This window comes from Mesorhizobium sp. CO1-1-7 (assembly GCF_020164885.1).
GTDB classification, from domain to species: Bacteria; Pseudomonadota; Alphaproteobacteria; order Rhizobiales; family Rhizobiaceae; genus Mesorhizobium; species Mesorhizobium australicum.
The window spans coordinates 215021-230525 of the sequence record NZ_JAIUHA010000008.1 but is presented as its reverse complement, the minus strand read 5'-3'; the positions used below and the strand labels follow the sequence as shown (position 1 = coordinate 230525).

Here is a 15505-nt window from a genome sequence, read left to right as displayed (position 1 = left end):
CGGGCGGCCATTGCCGTCCCGTTGGCTTTGTAATTTGCCCCGGCGGCACATCTTGCCTAGATATGATATATCGCCCTGCCGACAAACAGACCGAATGATCCCCCATATGACCGAAACAGACCTCGTCCCCGTCTTTGACGGCCACAACGACACGCTGCTGCGTTTGCACCAGGCGAAAGACGCGGACGTCGAGAAGCTGTTCATCGAAGGGAAATCGGGCGGCCATATCGACTTGCCGCGCGCCAGGGCTGGCGGATTCGCCGGCGGCATGTTCGCCATCTTCCCGCCCCCGGTCGAGAAAGCGCGGCGCAGCGCCGTGCCTTCGGCGCCGAGCGACAGCGAGCCGCTGCCGCCCGAGGTGCCGCGCGCCGATGCGCTCAACTCGACGATTGCGATGGCGTCCATCCTCTTCCGGCTGGAGCGCGCCGGCGCATTGGCGATCTGCCGCAGCGCCGACGATGTGCGCAATGCCATGGCGCAAGGCACGATCGCCGCGGTGTTCCACATCGAAGGCGTCGAGGCGATCGATCCCGAACTCACCATGCTCGACGTACTGCATGCCGCGGGCCTGCGCTCGCTCGGCATCGTCTGGAGCCGGCCCAATGCGTTCGGTCACGGCGTGCCGTTTCGCTTTCCGTCCTCGCCGGACACCGGTCCGGGCCTGACCGATGCCGGCAAGGCGCTGGTCAAGGCCTGCAATGAACTGAGGATCATGATCGATCTCTCGCATCTCAACGAGAAGGGTTTTCGCGACGTCGCAGCGCTTAGCGATGCGCCGCTGGTCGCCACCCATTCCAACGTGCATGCGATCTGCGGCCATTCGCGCAACCTCACCGACTGGCAGCTCGGCGCGATCCGCGACTCCGGCGGCATGGTCGGGTTGAACTTCGCCACCGGCTTCCTGCGCGAGGACGGCCGTATGAATGCCGACACCAGCCTCGACATCATGGTGCGCCATATCGATTCCCTGCTGCAGGCTTTGGGCGAGGATGGCGTCGGTCTCGGTTCGGATTTCGACGGCGCCATGATCCCGGCGGTCATCGGCGACGTTGCCGGCCTGCCGAAACTCATCGATGCGCTGGCGGCGCGCGGTTTTGGCCGCGCGCTGATCGAAAAGATTGCCTACCGCAACTGGCTAAGCATGCTGGAAAGAACGATAGGTTAGGACGCCTTATTCGAAGCCCATGCGCTTCAGCCAGTCCTTGCCAACGCCGCGATCGCGAATGATCGGCAGCGGGTTTTCCGCATCGAGCCGAGCGCAAATGCGATAGACCTCCAGCGTCTCGGCGCTCATCTCGCCACGCTTATAGAAGAACATGGCGGCGGCATAGCGCGTGCGGCCAGACCATTTCTCGCCGAGCGGCGTGTTGACCAGCTCCCACTGTTCGGCGGCTTCACCTTCTTCCTGTTGCTTGCCCGCTTCCTCGGTCATGGTCAGAAATCCGCCGGCGGATTGGCGGTACGGCGGTCGAGCTTGATGAAGGGTCGCGCCACCACCTTGGCCCGTTTCATCAGCTTCTGGTACTGCAGTTCGCGCATGGCGTAGATCTCGACCCAGAGGTCTTCCACGACAGTATCGCCATAGGGCCGCGCCAGCGAGGCGATGGCGATGTTGCGCTTGGCCATCGGCGACCACATGGCGGCGCTGACCAGGCCGACCTCCTGGCTCTTCCTGTGATAGACGATCGCGTGTTCGGCTGGGACGTTGCCTTCGATCTCCAGTCCGACGAGGACATGCCGAAACTTGCGTTTGGCGCGGGCCTCGAGGATGGCGCGGCGGCCATTGAAATGGCCCTTGTCCAGATCGATCATGAAGCCGAGCCCGATCTCGTCGGGCATGCGCAAACGGTCGGCGCGGATGGCATGTTCGGCGGTGGTGAAATCGGCATTGGCGACGATCAGCCCAGCCTCGAGACGGGCACGGTTGAGGGCGGTGTAGCCGATCGCCCTGATGCCGTGCAGTTCCCCAGCTGTCATCAGCCGGTCCCACAGGCTCAGCGCCTTTTCGGCCGGAACGAACAGTTCGTAACCGAGATCACCGGTAAAGCCGGTGCGTGAAATTATGGCCGTGCCGCCGTCGTGGGGAAATTCGGCAAGGTCGAATATTTTCAGCCTCTCGACACCGGCAAAACCGGCGTCGCGCAGCACAGCGAAGGATGTGGGCCCCTGCAAGGCGAGCCCGGCGACGGCCTCGGTCTCTTCCTCGACGATGACGTCGAAACCAAGGGCGCTGTCCAGCAGCCACGGCAGATGCCGCTCCTGCGAACACAGCCGGAAGCGGGTCGGCGAAAGTCGGAACAGCGTCCCGTCGTCCAGCACAAAACCCTCGTCGTCACACCAAGCGGTGTAATGAACGCGGTCGGTCCTGAGCTTGGTGACATCGCGCAAGGTGACGCGGTCGAGGAAGGCCTGGGCATCCGGTCCTTCGATCCGGTATTTGGTCATCGGCGAGATGTCGAAGAGTGCTGCCTGGCTGCGGATGGCGAAGTATTCGAGCTCCTCGTCCCAAAGCGAATGCGGCGCGCGGTAGCCGGCCCAATTGTACCAGTCCTGGGTCTTGGCCAGCGCATCGAGGCGCGGCTGGAACGGCGTGCCGAGGCGCAGCGTGCGGAAGTGGGATTGGGCTGCGACGCGGGCTGTCAACGGAATGGAGGCTTGATGGGTCATGATGGCGCCATGGAGTGCAGCGTCGGCCAGTTGAGACATCAAGTCACCCCTTCATCGCAATGATGCGCCGCGCGGCATTCAATCCTGGCGTACCCGAAACACCACCACCAGGATGCGAACCCGCGCCGGCCAGGAACAGCCCGTCGAGCGGCGTGTCGTAGCCCGACCAGCCGGACACGGGACGCGAGATCAGCATCTGATCGGCCTGCAATTCACCGTGGTGCCAGTGGCCACCCGGCATGCGGTAGCGCTTCTCGATGTCCGCAGGGGTGAGCAGTTCGGCATGAATCACCGTCTTGCCGATGCCAGGCGCATAGGCTTCCAACTGGGCCATGATTGCCTCGAGGAATTTCGGCTTGCCGGCATCCCAGCTCTCTTTCAACCGATAGGGCGCGTATTGCACTACGGCGGACAGCACGCAGGCGCCGTCGGGCGCGAGCGACGGATCGGCGAGACTGGGCAGCGTGATTTCCATCACCGGCTCGGGCGAGAACTCGCCATATTTGGATGGATTGAAGGCACGTTCGACGTGGTCGGGAGAGGACGCGATCACCAGTCGGCCCTTATGGCCGGCGGCGTCGACACCGGCAAACCGCGGCGGCCGGTCGAGCGCCAGATGGAGCTTGGCGGCATCGCCCCTCATGCGGATGTTTTTCACTTTGCGCACGAAGCCGGTGTCGATCTCGCGCGGTCCGACGAGGTCGAGGAAGGTGGTCGTCGGATTGATGGCCGAGACGATCGTTCGGGCGCGAAGCTCCTCGCCATTGTCGAGGGCAACGCCGACGGCGCGGTCCTTCTCGACAATGATCCTGGCGACGGGCACCGATGCGCGGATCGTGACGCCAGCCTTTTCGGCAGCTGCGCGGATGGCGGCGACCACCGCGCCCATGCCGCCCTTTGGCAGCAATTGCGCTCCGGCCGCACCGCAGCTCTCTCCGCTCAGACGATAATAGAGGCCGAGCAGCGAGGTCGGCGAGCGCGGGCCGAGATGGCTGCCGAGCGTGGCGTCGAAGGCGAGCAGCCCCTTCAGCCTGTCGTCGGCGAGTTGTTCGTCAAGCAAGTCGGCAACGTTCATCAAAAGCACGCGCAGGAAGTCGCGCATGTCTTCCTTGCCAAGTTTCTTCAGCGCCACCGCGGTGTGGCCGAGCGAAGCGGCCTCCAGCAGCGACATGCCGCCGAGATCGGGCGGCCGGCGCGACAGGAAGGGTTTCAGGATGCCGGCATAGCGCAGCAGTTGTGCGCGTAGTTCCTTCCAGGCGGACTGTTCCGACGAACTGGCGCCGGTCAGCACCTCGCCATAAGCGCCATGCAGGACAAGCGGCGGTCCATCTTTCGACAATGCGACCGACGGCAGGAAGTCGGCGCGAGCGATCTGCAGCCCGTGCTTTTCCAGCTCCAGCGTTTTCACCACATCGGGATGCAGCCGGTTCAACACATGCGCGATGGACGAAGCGCGAAAACCGGGCGCAAATTCCTCGGTCCGCGCGGCGCCGCCGGGTTCGGCTCCTGCTTCCAGCACCAGCGCCTTGCGGCCGGCCTTCGCCAGCGTGGCGGCAGCGACAAGCCCGTTGTGGCCGCCGCCGATGACGATGGCATCAAATGACGTCATGGGCCGGGCTCATATGCGAGTTGGATTTTGCGAGATCGCGCAGGATTTCGGCGGCTGCGTTGCGGCCGGGCGCACCCATGACGCCGCCGCCGGGATGGGTCGAGGAGCCGCACATATAGAGGCCGCCAACCGGCGACCGATATTGCGCGTAACCGGGCACCGGACGGTTGAACAGCAACTGGTCGAAGGTCAGCTCGCCCTGAAAGATGTTGCCTTCCGTGAGGCCGACCTCGGCCTCGATCTCGCGTGGCGTGCGCACCTCCATATGGACGATGCGGTCGCGGAACCCGGGTGAATAATCCGATATCTGCGCAATCACGCTTTCAGCAAAACCGTCACGATCGGCGTCCGTCCACTCGCGACCAGCGATCTTGGGCGGAGCGTACTGAACGAAGCAGCTCATGAAATGCTTCCCTGGCGGCGCCATGGTCGGGTCGAGCGTCGTCGGGATGACCATGTCGAGGAACGGATCGGCGGACCAGCGGCCGGCCTTCCAGTTGTCATAGGCGCGTTCCATGCGCTCCATCGAATCGGTGAAATGCATGTCGCCGCGATAGACCGGCGAATCCTTCGGCAGCGCCGGGAATTCCGGCAGCGAATCGAGTGCTATGTTGACCTTTCCCGAGGATCCGCGAATCTTGAAGTTCTTCACCCGGCGCAGGAAGATGTCGGGCAGTTCCTTCTCTTCGACCAGCTTCAGGAAAGTGCGCTTCACGTCGGCATTGGAGACGACCAGCTTGCCGTAAATCTCCTCGCCGCTGGCCAGCACGACGCCCCTGGCCTTGCCACGGCTCACCAGCACATGGTCGACCTCGGCGCCGGTGCGTATGGTTCCACCCGAGGCCTTGAACGAGGCGGCCAGCGCCTTGGTCACGGCGCCCATGCCGCCGCGCGCATAGCCCCAGGCGCCAACCGATCCATCGACCTCGCCCATATAGTGGTGCAGCAGCACGTAAGCGGTGCCGGGCGACATCGGCCCGAGTGCCGTGCCGATGATGCCAGACAGGGCGAAGTTCGCCTTGATGACGTCGGTCTCGAAATATTCGTCGAGGAACTCAGAGATAGACATGGTCCAGAAGCGCAGCGTCAGTGCCATTTCCTCGGCGGAGAGACCCGCGAATTTCTTGCCGAGATAGAGCAGTTCGCCGAGGTCGCGCGGGCACAGGCTGGTTGGGTCCGGCGCGGTGCGCATCAACAGCGGCTGGATGAAGCGGCACTGCCGCGTCACGTCGCGGGCGTAGCGGTCATAGGCCTCGGCATCCCTTTTGGAGAAACGAGCGAATTCCCGCCGGTGCGCGTCGTGGTCGCGATAATTGGCGAGATAGTCGCCATCCCGGGTGAACACCGCGCCGCCCTCATAGGAGATGACTTGCAGGCCGAAGCGGGGGAGCTCCAGATCGCGCATGATCTCGGGTCGGAACAGCGAGCAGACGTAGGAGCAGTTGGAGTAGAGGAAGCCCGGCGTCAGTTCCCTGCTTGTGGCGGCGCCTCCGACCCAGTCGTTCTTCTCCGCAACCAGCACGTCGAGGCCGGCGCGCTGCAGGTAACAGGCGTTGACCAGGCCGTTGTGTCCGCCGCCGATGATGATCGCATCCCAAGCTTTCATTGTGGCCCAGTGCTCATCTGCGTCCCGCTCTTCATTTCTGCGTGAACTGTCCCCTAATGCGTGGAATTTGGCACGGCACCAGCCATTGTGTCCAGCTATACTGAATGAATGTTCAACAAATGATATTGCGTTTTTCCGGACATGAGTTACGCTTTGCCGACGTTCGAACCCAGTAATCCGTCCATTGGGAACCGAGGCTGATGATTGAAATGGCAGACGTCACCCCGGAATATGACGTGGCCGCCATCATGGGCTGGGAGGCCATGCAGAAGGTGCTTGACAGTGCGAGCACCGTCCCACTCATCTTCGCGGGTGGAAGCCGGATGCAAAGGGATAGCCGGCGATGCTGGAGACCATCACACGCATGAAAACGGCAGACGCCAGGGACGCGCTTCTTGAACCGGCGCGGAAAGCCGAATCCGAGAAGCGCGGGCGCAAGGCCTCCAAGGAGGTCAGGCAGCTTCAGCTCATCGAGGCGACGATCGATTCGCTCGCCAAGCGCGGCTATTCGGAAACGACGATGGCCGATGTCGCCGACGGCGCCGGCCTGTCGCGCGGCATCGTCAATTTCCATTTCGAGAGCAAGGAAAAGCTGCTCGTCGCGACGCTGCAATATATGTACGACGAGTATTCCGCGCACTGGCGCAATGCCTTGCAAAAGGCAGGAGACGATCCCGCGCGTCAACTCCAGGTTCTCGTCGCGGCCGATTTCGACCGCTCCATCTGCAACAAGCGCAAGCTTGCCGCATGGTGCGCCTTCTGGGGAGAGGCCAAGTCGCGGCCGACCTACCAGGCGCTGAGCAGCGCGCGGGATGCCGTTTACCAGAATATATTCATCGACCTGTGCGCGGCTCTGAAACAGAGCGGCGGCTACGCCTATGAGCCGCAGGTCATGGCGCTGGCGCTCAGCGCCATGCTGGAAGGCTTGTGGCTGCGGTTGATGATGGGAACCGAGGACACCACGCGGGAGACCTCCTTGCAGGCGGCCAATGAATTCCTGTCGGCGGCTTTTCCGAAACACTACCCGCTGAAGGCCGCCAGCCCAACGAGATCATAAGAAGAGACGAAACCATAAGAAACCGCAGAGGATGGAACAGCAATGAAGACACTGACAAGGCGCCTGACGCTGACGCTCGCGCTGGCGGGAACACTGGCGGCTTCGGCCGCGGCGCTGGCGATCGCGGCCGACAAGGATCTGATCGTGTTCGACTGGTCAGGCTATGAGGATCCGAGCTTCCACCCGAAATATGTCGAGAAGAACGGCGATTCGCCGACCTTCGCCTTCTTCGGCGACGAGGACGAGGCGTTCGAAAAGGTCCGTTCCGGCTTCAAGGCCGACCTTGGCCATCCCTGCTCGCAGAGCGTGACGAAGTGGCGCGAGGCGGGCCTGCTGCAACCGCTCGATACCTCGAAGATCACGGGCTGGAAAGACCTCAATCCCGGCATCATGGCGATGAAAAATCTCGCCACGACCGAGGACGGGAAAGCCTGGTTCATGCCTTGGGACTGGGGCAACACGCAGCTCACTTACAACTCCTCCAAGATCGACGAGAAGGACGTGCAGTCGCTGAAGGCGTTCGCCGATCCGAAGTTCAAGGGCCGCGTTTCGATCGGCGACAATGTCGACGATGCCTATGCGCTGGCGAGCCTCGCCATCGGCCTGAAGGACTGGACCAAGATGACCGACGACCAGTTCAAGCAGGCCTCCGACTTCCTGCGCCAGGTGCACAAGAACGTGCGCTCCTACTGGACTGATACCACCGACGTCGTCCAGCTTCTGAGCGGTGGCGAAGTCGATCTCGCCTGGGCCTGGAACGATGCGACCGTACAGTCGGTCGCTGCCGGCGTGCCGATCAAGTCTAAGAAGGACACGGCGGAAGGCATCTCGACCTGGGTGTGCGGCTACGTGCTGTTCAAGGATGCGCCCGGCAATACCGACAAGGCTTATGACTATCTCAACGCGGTCAACGATCCGGAGACCGCCAAGGTGCTGGTCAAGGACTGGGGCTACGGCCAGGCCAACGCCAAGGGCATGGCCGGCGTCGATCAGGCCATCCTGAAGGAAAAGGGCTATGACGACGTGCAGAAATTCGTCGACAAGACGCTGTTCCAGCAGCCGCTCCCGTCAGATCTCAAGCTCAAGATGATCGCCGAGTTCGAGAAGATCAAGGCTGGCTATTGAACGACAAGACAGAAAGAACCGACGTCGTCATCGTCGGCGCCGGCTTCACCGGGCTGTCGGCGGCGCTCGAGCTGAAGAGGGCCGGCGTCGGCTTCCTGCTGCTCGAGGCACGCGACCGCGTCGGCGGGCGGGTCGAGGCCATGTGGAACGGGCTTGGCGAGCGCATCGATAGCGGCGGCCAGTTCCTGTGCGAGGACATGCCGCAGCTGATGGAACTGGCCCAGGCTCGCGGCAAGACCTTCGTCGAGACTTATGTTGAGGGCGATTTCATCACTTGCCCGTCAATGTCGGTCGGTCGGGCCGAGCGGACCTATCACGCCTCGATGGCTATCCGCGAACGCATGAACAGCATCGAGCCCAACGATCCCGCCATTGCGGGATTGACCGTTGCCGAGTGGCTGGAGCGGCAGGATGACGTGGGCGAGGCCAAGGCGGCCTTCCGGTCGATGATCGAGGGCCTGTGGTGCCTGGCATTGGAGAAGGTGCCGCTCTGGTATCTGATCGACAATGACCGGCGTATCACCAATGAGGTGCCGGAGCTGCAATATTCCCTGCGCGAGACCATGCAGTCGTTGGCCGATGATCTGGCGGAGGACCTCGGCGACCGGGTGAGGCTCGGCGAACCTGTCACCCGCATCGAATACGGTCCGCCAGGGGTTCGTGTCGTCTCGAGCAATAGCGTGATCGAAGCGCGAGAAGTTCTGGTCGCCGTGCCGCCGGCGACAGCCGCGAAGCTCGATTTTACGCCCGCCTTGCCGGCAGCCCTGGAAGCGGCGCTCGGCGCCTGGGAAAGCGGCGCGGTGATCAAGGTCCTGGTGCGCTATCCCAAGCCATTTTGGCGCGAGCGGGATTTGAGCGGGATGATGATGTGGCGCGATCTGCCGGGGCTGTTTGCCTGCGACGCCAGCAGGGATCCCGATCATGCGGCGCTTGTCGTCTTCGTTGGCGGACCGCTGGCGCTGCGCTGGCACGAACTCGGCGAGTCGGATCTGCGGACACAGGTGACGACGAAGCTTGTGGAGGCGCTGGGTCCGGAGGCGGCGGATGTTCTCGATTTCAGCCGCCGTGACTGGACGCATGATCGCTGGAGCGGCGGTGCCTATAGCGACCTGATCGTCGATGTGTCGGCCAGGGATGCCGAGGCCACCATTCTTGCCGGCGCACCGCCGATGCATTTCGCGTCGTCGGAATTGTCGCCGTCATTCCCGGGCTATGTCGAGGGCGCGATCGTGGCCGGGCGTATCGCGGCGCGCAGGATCATCGCCGGAGTTCAGTCGGCCATCGCGACCAGCGCTTCCGGATCATAGGCGAGGCGAATCGAGGTGCCGACTGGAATATCATCGGCGCCGAAATCGTTGGTCTCGGTCACCGAGAGCGGCTTCTCCAGGCCAGGGATTTCGACGATCAGATGGGTGATCTCGCCGAAATAGTGGCGTTCCACCACCTTGCCGGCGACCTCGAACTTGGCCGTCGCATTGTCCCACAGCACGCGCAGGCGCTCCGGTCGGATGCCGAGCGTCGCGCCGCCGCCATTGCGCACGAAAGCCTTCGGCTTGTCGGTCTTGATACGGCCGAAACCCAGCGTGTCGACGATCAGCGAGGCGCCGTTCTCCTCGACGATCTCGGCCTTGACGAAATTCATGCCGCCAAGGAAGTCGGCGACCTGGCGGTTTACCGGGCGCTGGTAGATTTCCTTCGGGGAGGCGACCTGCGCGATCTTGCCGCCGAACATCACGGCGATGCGGTCGGACATTGCGAGCGCTTCATACTGATCGTGGGTGACCAGGACGAAGGTAATGCCGACGGCCTGCTGCAGGCGGCGCAGTTCGACCTGCATCTGCTCGCGCAGCTTCTTGTCGAGCGCCGACAGCGGCTCGTCGAGCAAAAGCACCTTAGGTTGCATCACCAGGGCGCGGGCGAGCGCCACACGCTGCCGCTGGCCGCCGGAAAGCTCGGTGGCAAGCCGCTTGCCGAGGCCGGTGAGCGAGACCTGCGCCAGCGCCTCCTCGACCCGGCGCTTCTCTTCGCCACCCTGCAGCTTCAACCGCTTCAGTCCGTAGGCGACGTTCTGCTCGACATTGAGGTGCGGGAAGATCGCGTAGCTCTGGAACACCATGTTTGTCGGCCGGCGATTGGCCGGTATGCCTTCCATGGGCTGGCCGCCAACCGCGATCGAGCCGCTGGTCGGATTGTCGAAGCCGGCGATCATGCGCAAAAGCGTGGTCTTGCCGCAGCCCGACGGGCCGAGCAGCGAGAAGAACTCGCCTTCCCTGATGGTCAGGGAGGCGTCGTCCAGCGCCTTGAACGCCCCATAGCTGCGGGTGACATTGCGGATCTCGATCATCGATCTTTCGGATTGGATCCTGTCCGCGTGAGGGCGCTCGATCCGCGGCTGCTCAGGCATAGAGGCCTCCCTCGTTCTGGGTGCGTCTGGCCGCGCGGCGACGCAGGATTTCAGCAATTGTCATCAACAGGAAAGAGGCAACCAAAAGCAGCGTGCCCAGCGCCAGCACACCAGGCAGTTTCGAGGCGAAACGCAACTGGCCCCAGATGTAGATCGGCAGCGTCGCCTCGGTGCCGGTGAGGAAGAAGGCGATGATGAATTCGTCCAGCGAGATGGTGAAGCAGACCAGCAGGCTGGAAATGATCGCCGGCGCCACCATCGGCAGCGTCACGCGCCGGAAAGTGCCGAAGGCGCTTTCGCCGAGATCGGCGGAGGCTTCCTCGAGGCTGCGGTCGAAACCCTCGAAGCCGGAAGTCAGCACCGTCATCGAATAGGGAATGCAGACCAGGACGTGGCCGAGCACGACGGTGAACAGCGAAAGACTGAGGCCCAACTGCAGCATCACCAGCAGCATCGAGATGGCGACGATCACTTCGGGCAGCACAAGCGGGGCCATGATCAGACCGTTGATGGCGCGGCGGCCGGGATAGCGGTAGCGGGTGATCGAGCGCGCGGCGAGGATGCCGAGTACGGTGGAGAGGATGGCTGCCGAGACGCCGACGATCAGGCTGTTCCAGGCGGCATCGAGCAGCGCCGGCGTGCGCGGCAGGTCTTCGTACCATTGCAGGGTGAAGCCGGTCAGCGGGAATTTCGGCGTCGCCGCCGTGTTGACCGAGAAGATCGGCAGGAAGATGACGGGCAGATAGAGGAAGACGATATAGAGGAACGCATAGGCCGACAGCCAGCCGCCCGGCAGGAAGCGCCGCGCCTTCATCGCGCCATCCTTTGCAAGCCGCGGATGATCAGCACCGTGCCGCCGGCCATCAGAGAGACGATCAGCATGGTGGTGACGGAAAGTGCGGCACCGAGCGGCCAGTTGGCGGCTTTGCCGAACTGCGCTTGGATGGCATTGGCGATCATGACGCCATCCTTGCCGCCGACGAGCTTTGGCGTGACATAGTCGCCGACAGTCGGGATCATGACGATCAGCGCCGCGGAAATGATGCCTGGCGCCGACAGCGGCAAGGTCACGCGCAGGAACGACCGGAAGGGTCCATCGCCAAGGTCGGTGGCCGCTTCGACCAGCGTGCGGTCGACCTTCTCCAGGGACACGAAAATCGGCAGGATGGCGAAGGCCGCCCAGGCATGGGTGAGCGTGATGATGACGGCGCTCGAATTGTAGAGCAGGGCGGTCGACGGTTCGTCGATGATGCCCAGACCCATCAGGCCGGAATTCAAGACGCCGTTATAGCCCAGGATGACCTTCCACGACATCACGCGCAAGAGATAGCTGGTCCAGAACGGGATGGTTATGAGGAACAGCCACAGGCTCTTGTGACGGCCGCCATGGAAGGAAATGAAATAGGCGATCGGGTAGGCGAGGACGACGGTGAACAGGCTGACCGTCAGCGAGATGTAGAGCGAGCGCCACAACAGATCGCGGTAGATCGGCTCGGTCAGTGCGACGCGATAGTTTTCCAGCGTGAAGGTGCGGTCGATGGTCAGGTAGTGCTGCGTCCAGAAGGAATGGGCGATGACCACCAGGATCGGCAGGACCAGAAGGATGAGAGCGTAGAGAAAGGTCGGGCTGATCAGGGCAAAGCCTTGTACAGGCTCGGATTGCAGAAGGGCATTTCGTCTGGCCCGCGTCAGGCCCAACGGGGGCGACCCTTCCGCAGCCACCGTCATTGCCAGACTCCGGGGGGACGGGCTCCGGGTGTGATCTCGATTGCTGGCCTGGACTGTCCCGCCATACGGCATCCCATTGGGCTGGCGCCGGCTATTGTTCCCCTTGCCGGCTTTCTTTCATCATGCGCGCATCCGCGGATTGAAATCAAGCGCTAATTCTGCAATATTGATTGAACGGACATTCAAAATCATGCGAGCGGGGCGGCGATTTCGGCCGTGGCGAACCGGATTGATGCCCGGAAAATTCGGGGATGATGTGGAGGCGATAATGGCGGCTGTGAGGGATCTGAAGGCACGCGAAACGGCTGGTTCTGGCGGCGACGATGCGGTCGAGCTGGCCAGGCGTCATCTCATCCAGCCCTGGCCCTACGCCGGCTCCGTCGGTTCGGAGGCGCGCGCGCTGATCGGCGAGGGCGATGGCATCTACATTACCGACAGCACCGGCAAGCGGCTGATCGACGGCCCGGCCGGCATGTGGTGCGTCAATGTCGGGCATCGTCGCGAGGAACTCGCCAAGGTGATGTACGACCAGGCGATGGCGCTGTCCTACAACACGCCCTGGTACACGATGAACGCGCCGTCGGCGGAGCTTGCCAAGCGCATCGCCGGCCATGCCCCAGGCGACCTCAGCCACGTCTTCTACACCACGGGCGGTTCCTCGGCGGTCGAGACGGCGCTGCGCTTCATGCAGTTTTACAACAATGTGCGCGGCCGGTCGGAAAAGAAGCTGATCCTAAGCCGTGGCGGCGCCTATCATGGCTCAACCTATCTCTCGGCCTCGCTCAACGGCCGCCCGCGCGACCGCGACTGGATGGATGGCGCCGACGAACTGGTGGTCAAGCTCGCCTCCCCCGACCCGTTCCGCCGGCCGAAAGGCATGAGCATCGCCGCCTTCACCGATTTCCTTGTCGACCAGTTCCGCGACACGGTCGCGCGTGTCGGCGCCGACAGAATAGGCGCGTTCGTCGGCGAACCCATACAGGCGTCCGGTGGCGTCATCATTCCGCCGGACGGCTACCTCAGGCGCATCCGCGAGATCTGCCGCGCCAAGGATATTCTTTATATCTCCGACGAGGTGGTGACGGGCTTCGGACGTCTGGGCCATGTCTTTGCCTCGGGCGACGTGTTCGGCATCGACCCCGACATGATCACTTTCGCGAAGGGCGTCACCTCGGGTTATTTCCCGCTTGGCGGCGTCATCATCTCGGAGCGGCTGCTGGAGGAATTACGCCGTTCCAACCATCCCGACGCGATGTTCGGCCATGGCCTGACCTACACCAGCCATCCGGTCGGCTGTGCCGTGGCCTTGAAGAATCTCGACCTGCTGGAAGAGAGCGTGCTTGCTCACACGCAGGCGGTCGCGCCCTATTTCCAGGCGCAATTGAAGACGCTGGAAGAGCTGCCGCTGGTCGGCGAAGTGCGCGGCGTCGGGCTGATGGGCTGTGTCGAATGCGTCGCCGATCGCGAAAGCAAGGATCCGCTGCAGCTCGACAAGGATGTCGGCAAACGCATCGACGCCCACTGCCACGAGCTTGGCCTGCTGGTGCGGCCGCTGATCAACATGTGCGTTATGTCGCCGCCGCTCGTCATCACGCGCGAGCAGATCGACGACATGGTCGGCATCCTGCGCGAGGGTATTTCACGCACGATGGAAGATCTCAGGAAAGAGGGTGTGTGGCAGGGGTGAGTTTCTCCTTCTCCCCGTTTTTACGGGGAGAAGGTGCTCGAAGGCGGATGAGGAGCAGCGCTGACGGGGAGAGGGGCGCTGTCATCGGCGGCTTCGCCAATCAGCAGGGTTGTTACGCCCGGCTCCGCAGCGCGTCGTTCAAATTCCACATGTCCTTTTCTTCCGGCGCTGTTTCCAGGCCGAGCACCGGAACCTGCTGGCGCAGGTGGTCGTGGTGGGTGCGCACGCCATATTCGAGGTCGGAGAGATAAAAGCCCTCGAAAGCCTCGGACAGCATGGATTCGTTCGACCAGACCGAGAGCTGCACATCTTCCGACATGGTGTCGCGATCGATGCGGAAGGAGAGGTAGCGGGCGGCGGCCTGCTCTCGGCTCTCGTCGCGGTAGCGATAGATGGCGCCGCGCAGCAGCGTCTCACCCGTCGACAGCGGGAACTCCTGATAGAACTGCACTGATTCCGGCATCACCGACAGAACGGCGTTGGGGAAGATGCCGTAATAGACCCAGGCCTTCCTGAGATGGTCAGGCAGATGCGTCGGCTCCGGCGCGATCTTGACGTAGTTCTTCACGCTCCAGCGGCGGCCGGCATGCGGGTTGTAGGTGGCGAAGGAGCGTGAGACGCCGTTGACGAAGGGCTCGTCGAAATAGGTGGCGCCATAGAGATCCTGCAAGGCCGGATGCGCCATGGCGACATGATAGCCTTCATTGTCGACGTCGCGCACCGACTTCCAGTTGACCGGCGTCTTCTGGGTCCAAATACCCCAGGAAGGCACCATGTCGGCGGCCTTGTAATGCGCGAATTCGGGTTCGATCGGCCTCAGCAGCTCGGCAACGGAGGGCTGTGGCCCGCCATTGCGGAAGCGGATGAAGATGAAGCCCATCCAGATTTCGAGATCGAGCGGCATCAGGCCAAACTCGGTCTTGTCGAGGTCGGGGAAAGAGCGCGGGCGGGCGGCGCCGCGCAGCGTGCCGTCGAGATTGTAGACCCAGCCGTGAAACGGACAGACCAGCGCGTTCTTGCAATTGCCCTGGCTGTCGGCGACGACGCGGCTGCCGCGATGGCGGCACATGTTGTTGAAACCGCGTACCACGCCGTCCTTGCCGCGCACGATCAGGGCGCGTTCGCCAATGACATCCATGGTGAGGTAATCGCCGGCGTCCGGTATGTCGCAGACATGCCCGACGATCTGCCAATGATTGCGGAACACATGCTCCTTCTCCAGTTCGAGAAGGGCGTCGGAATGGTAGCTCCAGCCCGGCAGTCCCCGCCGGTCCCAATCGTTCGGGATTGCCACGTCACGGAGGTGCGGGTGCATAAAACGTCTCTTCTTTTTATTGAATATGCATTCAATATAATCATATTTTGCATTGAAATGCAATGGCTTGTGGAAATACGACGATTCCACAGCGAAAACGTCAGCGCTGGTTTCATGGGAATCCTGCGCCGTTGCGGGCTTCGAAAACCCCGGAAAATCCGGATCTTAGCCAGAATCCGTAACTGCCACCGATCTCTGGCTCGCGCTACGAATCCTGTCCTTCGGACAAGGTCTTCCGCCGGCACGGAAATGCCCCGCCGTACGCTGCTCAACGACGGTGCAGCCCTGCAACCCGCTCCTCGGCCCA

The 15505-nt window shown here is 62.8% G+C and carries 13 protein-coding genes; 5 read left to right on the top strand and 8 right to left on the bottom strand.

From position 1 onward, the window contains the following. The first annotated feature begins 106 nt into the window (after positions 1 to 106). Positions 107 to 1165, top strand: a complete 1059-nt coding sequence (locus LB516_RS19330) for a dipeptidase (RefSeq protein WP_224587899.1) — start codon at positions 107 to 109, stop codon at positions 1163 to 1165. A gap of 6 nt (positions 1166 to 1171) precedes the next feature. On the opposite strand, the gene LB516_RS19325 is transcribed toward LB516_RS19330, so the two are convergent. From LB516_RS19325 to LB516_RS19310, 4 genes are read right to left on the bottom strand one after another with little or no spacing between them, the layout of a single operon-like run. Next, positions 1172 to 1432 (bottom strand): hypothetical protein, encoded by a 261-nt coding sequence (locus LB516_RS19325; protein WP_015315412.1) that lies wholly within the window; start codon positions 1430 to 1432, stop codon positions 1172 to 1174. A gap of 2 nt (positions 1433 to 1434) precedes the next feature. Continuing rightward, complete coding sequence (locus LB516_RS19320) at positions 1435 to 2667, bottom strand: aminomethyltransferase family protein (RefSeq protein WP_224720245.1); 1233 nt, start codon at positions 2665 to 2667, stop codon at positions 1435 to 1437. A 43-nt stretch (positions 2668 to 2710) separates the two neighbouring features. Beyond that, positions 2711 to 4276: a phytoene desaturase family protein gene (locus LB516_RS19315; RefSeq protein ID WP_224720203.1), complete on the bottom strand. Its 1566-nt coding sequence runs from the start codon at positions 4274 to 4276 to the stop codon at positions 2711 to 2713. Then, a complete protein-coding gene (locus LB516_RS19310) occupies positions 4263 to 5882 on the bottom strand; it encodes a phytoene desaturase family protein (protein ID WP_140874879.1) in 1620 nt (539 codons plus the stop codon). The genes LB516_RS19315 and LB516_RS19310 overlap by 14 nt, the downstream gene beginning before the upstream one ends. 343 nt (positions 5883 to 6225) lie before the next feature. On the opposite strand from LB516_RS19310, the gene betI reads away from it, so the two are divergent. The 3 genes from betI to LB516_RS19295 are packed head-to-tail and all read left to right on the top strand — an operon-like array spanning position 6226 to position 9371. Beyond that, on the top strand, positions 6226 to 6939 hold the full coding sequence (betI, locus tag LB516_RS19305) for a transcriptional regulator BetI (protein ID WP_140662953.1): 714 nt from the start codon (positions 6226 to 6228) through the stop codon (positions 6937 to 6939). A gap of 42 nt (positions 6940 to 6981) precedes the next feature. Then, entirely contained in the window at positions 6982 to 8064 is a 1083-nt protein-coding gene (locus LB516_RS19300; RefSeq protein WP_140616746.1) for an ABC transporter substrate-binding protein, read from the top strand. Beyond that, a complete protein-coding gene (locus tag LB516_RS19295) occupies positions 8061 to 9371 on the top strand; it encodes a flavin monoamine oxidase family protein (protein ID WP_224720202.1) in 1311 nt (436 codons plus the stop codon). Before LB516_RS19300 ends, LB516_RS19295 begins: the two co-directional genes overlap by 4 nt. On the opposite strand, the gene LB516_RS19290 is transcribed toward LB516_RS19295, so the two are convergent. From LB516_RS19290 to LB516_RS19280, 3 genes are read right to left on the bottom strand one after another with little or no spacing between them, the layout of a single operon-like run. After that, entirely contained in the window at positions 9335 to 10408 is a 1074-nt protein-coding gene (locus LB516_RS19290; protein WP_140874881.1) for an ABC transporter ATP-binding protein, read from the bottom strand. The genes LB516_RS19295 and LB516_RS19290 overlap by 37 nt on opposite strands. Before the next feature lie 52 nt (positions 10409 to 10460). Then, the gene (locus LB516_RS19285; RefSeq protein ID WP_015315421.1) at positions 10461 to 11282 is read right to left on the bottom strand and encodes an ABC transporter permease; all 822 of its coding nucleotides are present in this window, start codon (positions 11280 to 11282) and stop codon (positions 10461 to 10463) included. Further along, complete coding sequence (locus LB516_RS19280; protein WP_140712737.1) at positions 11279 to 12196, bottom strand: ABC transporter permease; 918 nt, start codon at positions 12194 to 12196, stop codon at positions 11279 to 11281. Before LB516_RS19280 ends, LB516_RS19285 begins: the two co-directional genes overlap by 4 nt. 268 nt (positions 12197 to 12464) lie before the next feature. Here LB516_RS19280 and LB516_RS19275 point away from each other — a divergent pair, with 268 nt between their 5' ends. Beyond that, the gene (locus tag LB516_RS19275) at positions 12465 to 13883 is read left to right on the top strand and encodes an aminotransferase (protein WP_224720201.1); all 1419 of its coding nucleotides are present in this window, start codon (positions 12465 to 12467) and stop codon (positions 13881 to 13883) included. A gap of 112 nt (positions 13884 to 13995) precedes the next feature. Here the strand turns inward: LB516_RS19275 and LB516_RS19270 are convergent, their stop codons facing one another. Continuing rightward, positions 13996 to 15198 carry an aromatic ring-hydroxylating oxygenase subunit alpha gene (locus LB516_RS19270; protein WP_224720200.1) on the bottom strand — a complete coding sequence of 401 codons (1203 nt, stop codon included), beginning with the start codon at positions 15196 to 15198 and terminating at the stop codon, positions 13996 to 13998. Between the last annotated feature and the right edge of the window lie 307 nt (positions 15199 to 15505).